This window comes from Mesorhizobium sp. WSM4817, assembly GCF_055811135.1.
This window is the reverse complement of the sequence record NZ_JBVVQQ010000088.1, coordinates 1-1,469: the sequence shown is the minus strand read 5'-3', so window position 1 is coordinate 1,469 and position 1,469 is coordinate 1. Positions and strand designations below refer to the sequence as shown.

General features: G+C 59.0%; 1 pseudogene. It reads left to right on the top strand.

Annotated elements, in window-relative coordinates:
* Window positions 1–376: 376 nt before the first annotated feature.
* Window positions 377–628: pseudogene (locus tag AC0L2K_RS34800) on the top strand (IS5/IS1182 family transposase); the annotation flags it as partial.
* Window positions 629–1,469: the final 841 nt, after the last annotated feature.

The window sequence follows — 1,469 nt, the reverse complement described above, 5'->3', positions numbered from 1 at the left end:
AATGCGTCGAGGGGACGAGATTGCGAAGCTTGGACATGAAGCAGGTCTATATCAGAAGGTATATTTTCCGTCTACGACTCCCAATGAGCTATTTCGGCATCGACAAAACGCTCATACGGGCCATCGCTAGTTAAGCAATTTGCAAATGCGGAATAGGCAGTTCGGGACACGTTAAGAGGGAGGTCGTAATCTGTTGGGAGCCGGAAGAGGCCATCCGAGTGAGAACCCATTCGATTACGCCGGAACGTGATCTGGGAGTTTCTGCGCTGAAAGCGCATTCGGATGTGCGGGCTCGCCGGCGACGGCTTCGAAGAGGGGTCAGACAACTGGGCCACAGCCGCAAGCAAAACCGCAATTGGACGCCCGACCGAACCGGGCGCTCTTTAGATGGCCGCTCTATCGGGCCGCTCCCGTTCTCGAACTCTCGACGGCGCCAGGGCGGCTGAAAGTCTACAGCCTCCACGCGCACGAGGCGGAATGCATTGGAAAGGGCAAAACTCATGCACCTTACGAGTCCGGAGTGAAGGTGCCGGTGCCCACCACGCTGAAGCGCTCGAAGGGCGGCCGGTTCGCCCTGCATGCAAAAGCGCTGCCCGGCAATTCCTATGACTGCCACGCATGTCAAACGGCTTCCAAAACTGACCCCCGATCGGCGTCCTATTTTGCCTCCCTATGTAAATGCACGGCGGTCAGCGATCGCTCGGGCGGAGCTGGTCAGGGTTGTGCAGCCCGGGCGAGCGCGGATGACGCTTGGCAGCTTGATGGGGTGAACAGGCGCGGTTCTTGAAGATGCGCCGCCAGCCCGTGATCGGCCAGATCAAGGGCCGAGCACCGTGATGGGCGGCAAGTACCTCGGCGGCAAGTATCGCGGCGCTCCTGGCCGGCGCCGGCTACAACTTATCCCTCCTGCTCTATAGTGGCTGAAGGCTGCGGCTTCTCTTCGCTGCCCTTCAAGGTCAGTCGAAGCAACTCGACGCCCGATCCCTCCTTTAGCATGCCCGGACTACATGTGACGGGGGCCGGGGAGCCTATTGTGTGCCACGGATCTCGATGGCCATGGCGGCATCCCTCTTTATCCGCTACTCTTCTGGCATTGATCAGGAGTATTTGTCCCGATTCGAAGCCGTGAGGGACAGACTCCGTTAAGGAGCCTGGAACAGGTAATGACTGTTAAGGAAAGCGTCCCAGTTCGTGACTCTAAGGACCAGAAGCATGCGGCGCACGCGCTGAATTCGCCGTCGGGGCCTATGATCATCGCTCCTGCAGCGCGCGTCTGCCGGCGTGGCCGTTGGTAGGAATGAATTCGGTACGTGGGCGAGTCATTGGTGGCGCGCAGCCCGTTGTGTTCGCGCTATCCTCAATGCCATCAAGAGCGGAAATTCAGCGCTCTCGTCCTAGAGCGGGATGAATTGAGTGTGAATCGAAGGGGATTCCCGAAGGCGAGCAAATCTGATTCAACCTGCTGGCTG